Below are 7,130 nucleotides of genomic sequence, written 5' to 3'. Positions count from 1 at the left end.
GCTTTTATAACCAGCATTCCGTTTTCCGAAGTATTACCACCGCCGTTTATAGCCAACTGCTGCTTTACTTTACGATTAGCGGCTATAGCCTTGTTATAATTCTCCTGCGCTTCGGTATATTCCCGTTCGCTCGAAATTCCATTTTTATATAGTGATTCAGCCTGGTCTAACTGTCTTTTAGCTACGGCTACGTCAGATTGGGTAGAAGAAAGATCGGTGTAGTTGCCCGCCACATCGGCGCTGCGCATTACAGCCAGGGTTTGTCCTTTGCTTACCTTATCGCCCAACGATACCTTTACCTCCATTACCTGTCCGCTTGAAAAAGGGAAAACCTTTACTACGTTATTATCATCGCTTGAAACCTCGCCCGACAGGTTAAGCTCGTTTTTTACTTCGGCGGTTTTAGCGGTATCTATAGTGATCATTTTTTCCAAAGAATCACTTATGCATACTTGCTTGCTTACAGTAGCATCATCTTTTTTTTGCTTGCATGCAGCAAACAACATTAGCACGGAGAGACCGATCAAAAACGTTTCTCTTTTCATCATCAGTATATATAAAATAAATTAAGGCGTTATTATAGTTGTGCCGGTAGCAAAATTCAGATCCGCAATTGCTTTTTGCAGGTTATATTGCTGTTGCAGTAATTTTAGTTTAGTATCCTTATAGGTATCAAAAAAATCAACAAACTCAATAAGCCCAATTTGCCGTTGCTGAAAACTTTTAAGCATATTGGTAAATAGCTTATCATATTGCTCATTGAAAGTGGTTTGCTGTGCCGAGAATAGCTGTTGGGTAAGTTTATACTGGTTTACAGCGGCAACAACCTCATTTTTAAGTCGCGCTTCATTTTCCTTTACCACGCTTTCCTGGCTCATCTCACTATATTTTGCCGATTTGATATTACCCTGGTTACGGTTAAATAATGGCAGTGGTATACCTATTTGCAAACCATAATAATTAGGCGCGAAACTGGCATTGTTATCATAGCTCATGCCCACTGTAACATCAGGCGCGGCAAGTGCCTTTTGCAGGGCCAAATTGTGTGTAGCCGAGTTTAACTGGTATTGGTTAGATAAATAGTCGGCCCGATTAGCTTTTGCCTGCTCGATCAATGCCGGGATTTCCGGCACGACCGTATTAGCAGATCTATTATTTAGAATAGGGGAAATGTAAGCGGTTTCGTTGGTTTGCAGCAGGGTTTTGAGTTCTGTTTCCAGGTCATTGATTTGCCGGTTGTTTTCTACCAGGTCATTTTGAAGGCCAAATAACAGGGCCTTTAACCTGATCAGGTCTTTCATGGAGGTATTACCGGCGTCAAATGATTTTTGAACGCCATTAACCAGGTTTGTGGCCGATGATATCTCCATCTGATAAACCTTGCCCTGCTCCGTTAAATTAGCCAACTGGCTAAAATCAAGCATCAGGTTATAGCGCAGGTTACGCATCAAATCGTTAAACTCGGCCTGCTGCACTTGTTCATTATCCTTTGCTACCTGTACTTGTTTACCGCGCTTGCCGGCAGTAAGAAATACCTGGCTTAGCTGTACAAATACCTCGCCCAGATTTTGAGCATTATTGTGATAAAAAAACTTTTTGCTGGCACCGTCATGTATGTTTTGGTCAGTGCTCAACGTAGGGTTATCCCATAGTTTTGCCTGATCAATAAGGGCTTTGGTAGCCTCAACATTATATTTTTGAGAAAGGAGGCTTAAATTTTTTTCTAAAAACTGCTTTTCAGCTTCCTGAAAAGTTATTTTTAAAGTATCAGTTTGTTGGCCGTATCCGTTGTAAAAACCTATTATACTTAACGTAAACGTTAAAAGAACTATCTTATTTATAGTATACATATTAATTAGTGCTCATTAAATATGACATGAAACATATTTGATGATAGTAACGGCAAAATTATTTATAATATGTATCGGTGGGATTAAAACAGGATTAGAATTGAAACCTCCTATTTACAGCTTCAAATACGCTCAATAAGCGTAATGTCAATATTACCGGTTACAAACCTAACCGCTATAAGTAATAGTTTGGAAGAAAGCAATAAGGGTGTAGTAAAGGGTACTTTATTTTTTTATCGCGCCATCTATTAACGCGCCATAAAACTCGCCCAAATGCATACCGGCGGCCCTTACCTGCTGGGGTATTAAACTGGCTGCTGATTGGCCGGGGGTTGTATTAACTTCAATAAAATAAAAGTCGTTTGTGGTACCCAATAAAATAAAATCAATACGCACCATGCCACGACAGTTTAACCGCAGGTAAACCTGGGTAACAATATCGGCTATCTCCGCATTTTTATCAGCAGAAAGGTCGGCAGGAGTTATTTCCTGTGATGCTCCGGCGGTATACTTGGCTTCATAATCAAAAAAATCTTTCGAACTTATGATCTCTGTAGCAGGCAAAACCTGTATGTGTCCGTTAATACGCGCTACGCCGATGCTAAATTCGCGGCCCTGTATAAATTGCTCAACCAGTACCTGATCGTCTTCTTTAAAAGCTTTATTTAAAGCATCGGGCAGGCCGCTTATTTTATACACCTTGCTCATACCCACGCTGCTGCCGCCATTGTTAGGCTTAACAAACAACGGAAATTTCAATGACGCTCCGATAGTGGCAATATCGTGCAAATCCTTTTTATGTAATTGTATTGACCTTGCGCAATGCAAACCATTAATACCATTTACTATAGATTTGGTATAAGCTTTATTCATGGTTATGGCCGATGTAGTAGCATCGCAAGTATTGTACGGAATACCTATCATGTCAAAATAACCTTGTAGCTTTCCGTCTTCGCCGGGTGTACCATGAACGGTAATGAAAGCAAAATCAAATTTTATCTTTTCGCCATTCAGATTAAGGCTAAAATCATTTTTGTCGATATCAAACCGCCCGCTTTCTAATTCATAAAACCACCTGTCGCGGTTAATTAAAATGGTATAAACCTTGTATTTGCCGGTATCTAAATTATCGGCAATGTTTTTAGCGCTGTTAAGTGATACTTCATATTCGCCGGTATAACCACCGGCTAAAAGGGCGACATTTATCATAGGCTCAAATATAGTTTTTTTTGAGGGTGGATAAGTTATTATTTGGAAATTTTAACCTATGTTTGATGCTTTATTTAGTATAATTTACTCTTACTGCCGATGAATAAATTTGGGGCCTATTTAAAAACAACAGCTTTTCGTAATACTATATTATTGGCCATTGGAGCGGTAATTGCGGTGGTTTTAATTGCCTTTTTTAGTCTGAGCTTTTATACCAATCATGGCGAAGGAATACCTGTGCCCCAATTAAAGGGCTTACCGGCAAATAAAGCATTTGATATATTAAAGGATCAGGGTTTTGAATACCATGTTGATTCTGTATATCAACTGGATAAGGCCCCCGGCAGCATTATTGAGCAGGACCCCGACGCCGGTACCTTAGTAAAGCAAAACCGTATTATTTATTTAACAATGGTATCGGGTTTGGCGCCTAATATTTCTTTGCCTGATGTTGAGCAAACCCAATATATATCTGCTGTGGCAACATTAAAAAATTTCGGGCTAAAAATTGATACCACTTACCGCTCTGACATAGCACGGGATATGGTGCTCGAAATACAGTTTGGCGGCCAGGTTATAAAGCCAGGTACCAAAATACCAAAAGGATCAACTATTACCCTGGTACTGGGCGATGGTGCCGGAGCGAGCGAAGTAGAAATACCCGATCTGGTTAACCAGGATCTTGATGCAGCCAAATTTGTTTTACATAACAGCGGTTTAATATTGGGCGAAATCCAATACCGGGGCGCAATAACTGATTCCAATAATGTTATAGTGGTTGCCCAATCGCCCATGAAAACGGATTCGGCAATAAAAGTAAGCAATGGTACCCGGATTAACCTTATTGTTACACAGGGTAAAAAATCCGATGGAGCAAATTGATGCCGCAAGCTTGCTGGCACGTTTGCAGCAAGGCGAAAACTTAAATTTGCTTGACGTGCGCGAAGAAATTGAATACCATACGTATAATATCGGTGGCAAAAATCTTCCACTGTCCAATATTCATCAAAATATAACCGGTTTAAATTATAACAAAACAGATGAGATAATTGTTATTTGCAAGGTTGGCCTGCGCAGCGAAACGGCACAAACTATGCTTATACAACATGGTTATCAAAATGTGAAAAATTTGACTGGCGGATTAATTGCATTACAAAAAATACAATAACATTATCATGACTGCACAAAACACCACATCAACCGACACGTTCAGAAAATTTATGATTGCTCTGGTGGTTATACTTTTTATTGCCCTGGTTGGCAGCCTTATTTTTTATTATTTACGCTACTTTGGCCCCAATGTAACCAGCAAGCAGGAATATTTGTACATACGCACCGGCGAAGGCTATGATGATGTGTATAAAACCATACGTGAACAAGGTATTGTTAGCGATACCACCACTTTTAACTGGGCCGCCCATAACATGAAATATACCGAAAAGGTAAAGCCGGGCAGGTACCGCCTTAAACCGGGCATGAGCAACCGGAAACTGATCAATATGTTATTAGCAGGAAATCAGGACCCGGTGGTACTATCATTCCATAATTTAAGGTTAAAAACACAGTTTGCCGGTTTTGTGGGTAAAAAACTGGAGCCCGATTCTGCATCCATAATTCGTTTGTTGGATTCGGCTGATTTTGTAAAGCAATACGGTTTTACTACCGATAATGTATACACCGTATTTATGCCCGATAGCTATGATGTATACTGGAATACTACGCCCGAAAAATTGTTTAAACGGATGTATGACCATTATGAACACTTCTGGACACCCGAGCGCAAACAAAAGGCTGCTGCTATTAACCTAACCCCTGTTCAGGTATCTATTTTAGCTTCAATAGTTGATGGCGAGGCATTGCATGATGATGAGATGCCTACCATAGCAGGCTTATATTTAAATCGCTTAAAACGAGGCCAAAAATTAGAATCAGACCCTACGCTTATTTTCGCTATTGGCGATTTTACTATCAGGCGGGTGTTAAATAAGGATAAGGTATTTAATTCGCCTTATAACACTTATTTGCACACCGGCCTCCCTCCTGGCCCGGTAATGATGCCATCTGTAAATGCCATAAACGCGGTGTTGGATTATAAACACAGTAATTATATTTATATGTGCGCTAAAGAGGATTTTTCGGGCTATCATAATTTTGCGGATAACCTGGCCGATCATATGGTTAATGCACGTAAATTTCAGCACGCGCTTGATGAAAGGAATATTAAAAGGTAATGTTTGAGCATTCTACCAAAGTACGGGTGCGCTATGGCGAAACCGACCAAATGGGCTATATGTATTACGGCAACTATGCCGAGTTGTACGAAGTGGGCCGTGTAGAAATGCTGCGCAGCCTGGGGCTTACTTATAGCGGCATGGAAGCATCGGGTATTATGATGCCCGTGCTGGAGATGAAGTGCAAATACTTAAAGCCGGCCCGTTATGATGAAGAGTTGACCATAAAAGTAATTATGGATAAAATGCCGGGGGTAAAAATTCATTTCAGATATGAGTTTTTAAACGAACGGCAGGAGCTGATACATACCGGCGAAACTTTGCTGGTATTTGTTAATATGGCCACTAACCGCCCCTGCCTGCCATCTGCCGAGTTTTTAGATAAACTGAAGCCTTTTTTTAAGTAAATTAGCCCTATGAGATGGCTGCACCACTTATTACTGCGCATAAAAAATTACCGCAAATTTGTTAAATGGGCCAAAGCAAAAGTTTTACCGGGCTTTGGCACACTATCTGTTTATGAAGTTATAGCCTCACTGGTTTATGAGTTTTCGCAGGATTCATTGGCCAGTAAAGCCTCCTCACTGGCTTATAGCTTTATGTTGGCCCTGTTTCCGGGTATTATATTTTTATTTACGTTAATACCGTATGTACCTGTAAGAAATTTTCAGGAAACCTTGTTAAGGCTGCTATCATCCATACTTCCATATAATGCTTATATGGCATTGCAAACTACCATTGTAGACATCATTAAAAAACAAAACTTATCCTTGCTATCGGTAGGCTTTTTAACGGCACTATATTTTGCCACTAATGGCGTAAGCACGTTAATGCGTGCCTTTAACCGATCATCGTTAGAAATTGAAAAGCGTAGCTGGTTTAAAAGGCGCATCATTGCACTTAACTTAACCGTAGTTATCAGTATATCGTTACTAATAGCTATAGCCATCATGATTGGCGGCCAGGACGTTATAAACCTTCTACAGGCCCGTTTAGCCAGTAAAAGTCATTTTTGGAAATACCTGATCAGCTTGTCGCAGTGGATAATTATAGTAACCATATTTTTTACTACCATATCCCTGCTGTACCGTTACGGGCCATCGCATAAATTAAAATGGAACTTTTTAAGTCCCGGTTCGGTACTGGCTACCGGGTTGGCTGTTTTAACATCGCTGGGATTTACCTATTATATCAATCACTTTTCGTCCTACAATAAAATATATGGCTCCATAGGCACACTTATCGTGGTCATGCTATGGCTATATTTAAACTCGCTTATTCTTTTAATTGGCTTTGAATTAAATGCCAGTATTGACCTTTCCAAGCGGTCGGTCAAGGTGGTAAAGCAGCGTTACAATAGTTTTAAAAATGCCAATCAGCCTGAATAAGCTTGTTAACCCTCTTGCTTACAACCCGTTATAAGGCTTAACACTATTTTTAAAAAAAATCAATATCCAATTTGGCAATTCGGCATGGTTTTGTACTTTTGACCCCGGAGAGCTGGCAGAGTGGTCGATTGCGGCAGTCTTGAAAACTGTTGACTGTAACAGGTCCTGGGGTTCGAATCCCTAGCTCTCCGCACATTTCGGTATCAAAACCAAACAAAAGCCTGCAAATCAAATGATTGCAGGCTTTTATGTTTTAATCGAAACCCCTATTTATCCACCAATTCCCGACAAAAAGGGGCGTGATTAGGTGAGTAGTTTTAGGGGATAGTATAACTCACCGAATATGGCATAACTATTTGACATACAGCATGTTCCAAAACTGAACATCTTGACTGGAAGTATCTGCAAAGCTAAATTTGTTTCACTTTTTAATGTAAAAACATTATGAAAAC

The 7,130-nt window shown here is 40.1% G+C and carries 8 protein-coding genes and 1 tRNA gene; 6 read left to right on the top strand and 3 right to left on the bottom strand.

Annotated elements, in window-relative coordinates; all coding sequences use genetic code 11:
* From ABI367_RS00410 to ABI367_RS00400, 3 genes are all read right to left on the bottom strand, one after another.
* Nucleotides 1-548, bottom strand: a 548-nt coding sequence (locus tag ABI367_RS00410; RefSeq protein WP_462227152.1) for an efflux RND transporter periplasmic adaptor subunit, incomplete at its 3' end; no start/stop codon positions are given.
* An 18-nt stretch (nucleotides 549-566) separates the two neighbouring features.
* Nucleotides 567-1,850 carry a TolC family protein gene (locus tag ABI367_RS00405; RefSeq protein ID WP_462227151.1) on the bottom strand — a complete coding sequence of 428 codons (1,284 nt, stop codon included), beginning with the start codon at nucleotides 1,848-1,850 and terminating at the stop codon, nucleotides 567-569.
* Between the two features lie 225 nt (nucleotides 1,851-2,075).
* Nucleotides 2,076-3,059: a D-alanine--D-alanine ligase gene (locus ABI367_RS00400; protein ID WP_462227150.1), complete on the bottom strand. Its 984-nt coding sequence runs from the start codon at nucleotides 3,057-3,059 to the stop codon at nucleotides 2,076-2,078.
* Between the two features lie 99 nt (nucleotides 3,060-3,158).
* Between ABI367_RS00400 and ABI367_RS00395 the strand changes: the two genes are divergently transcribed.
* The 6 genes from ABI367_RS00395 (at nucleotide 3,159) to ABI367_RS00370 (ending at nucleotide 6,869) form a co-directional block, all read left to right on the top strand.
* Nucleotides 3,159-3,941 carry a PASTA domain-containing protein gene (locus tag ABI367_RS00395; RefSeq protein WP_462227149.1) on the top strand — a complete coding sequence of 261 codons (783 nt, stop codon included), beginning with the start codon at nucleotides 3,159-3,161 and terminating at the stop codon, nucleotides 3,939-3,941.
* Nucleotides 3,928-4,227, top strand: coding sequence for a rhodanese-like domain-containing protein (locus ABI367_RS00390; protein ID WP_462227148.1), 300 nt, complete (start codon nucleotides 3,928-3,930; stop codon nucleotides 4,225-4,227). Before ABI367_RS00395 ends, ABI367_RS00390 begins: the two co-directional genes overlap by 14 nt.
* Before the next feature lie 7 nt (nucleotides 4,228-4,234).
* Entirely contained in the window at nucleotides 4,235-5,290 is a 1,056-nt protein-coding gene (gene mltG / locus ABI367_RS00385) for an endolytic transglycosylase MltG (RefSeq protein WP_462227147.1), read from the top strand.
* Nucleotides 5,290-5,697: an acyl-CoA thioesterase gene (locus ABI367_RS00380; protein WP_462227146.1), complete on the top strand. Its 408-nt coding sequence runs from the start codon at nucleotides 5,290-5,292 to the stop codon at nucleotides 5,695-5,697. The genes mltG and ABI367_RS00380 overlap by 1 nt, the downstream gene beginning before the upstream one ends.
* A 9-nt stretch (nucleotides 5,698-5,706) precedes the next feature.
* The gene (locus ABI367_RS00375) at nucleotides 5,707-6,678 is read left to right on the top strand and encodes a YihY/virulence factor BrkB family protein (RefSeq protein ID WP_462227145.1); all 972 of its coding nucleotides are present in this window, start codon (nucleotides 5,707-5,709) and stop codon (nucleotides 6,676-6,678) included.
* Nucleotides 6,679-6,784: 106 nt separating this feature from the next.
* Nucleotides 6,785-6,869: transfer RNA gene (locus ABI367_RS00370), tRNA-Ser, on the top strand.
* Nucleotides 6,870-7,130: the final 261 nt, after the last annotated feature.

Origin of the sequence: Mucilaginibacter sp. (assembly GCF_039935595.1) — a bacterium.
Taxonomy (GTDB): Bacteria; Bacteroidota; Bacteroidia; order Sphingobacteriales; family Sphingobacteriaceae; genus Mucilaginibacter.
This window is presented reverse-complemented; position numbering and strand designations above follow the sequence as displayed.

Bases quoted from the DNA above. Each gene is read 5' to 3' on its own strand.
- ABI367_RS00405 (WP_462227151.1), bottom strand. From the start codon at position 1,850: ATGTATACTATAAATAAGATAGTTCTTTTAACGTTTACGTTAAGTATA.
- ABI367_RS00400 (WP_462227150.1), bottom strand. From the start codon at position 3,059: ATGATAAATGTCGCCCTTTTAGCCGGTGGTTATACCGGCGAATATGAA.
- ABI367_RS00395 (WP_462227149.1), top strand. From the start codon at position 3,159: ATGAATAAATTTGGGGCCTATTTAAAAACAACAGCTTTTCGTAATACT.
- ABI367_RS00390 (WP_462227148.1), top strand. From the start codon at position 3,928: ATGGAGCAAATTGATGCCGCAAGCTTGCTGGCACGTTTGCAGCAAGGC.
- mltG (WP_462227147.1), top strand. From the start codon at position 4,235: ATGACTGCACAAAACACCACATCAACCGACACGTTCAGAAAATTTATG.
- ABI367_RS00380 (WP_462227146.1), top strand. From the start codon at position 5,290: ATGTTTGAGCATTCTACCAAAGTACGGGTGCGCTATGGCGAAACCGAC.
- ABI367_RS00375 (WP_462227145.1), top strand. From the start codon at position 5,707: ATGAGATGGCTGCACCACTTATTACTGCGCATAAAAAATTACCGCAAA.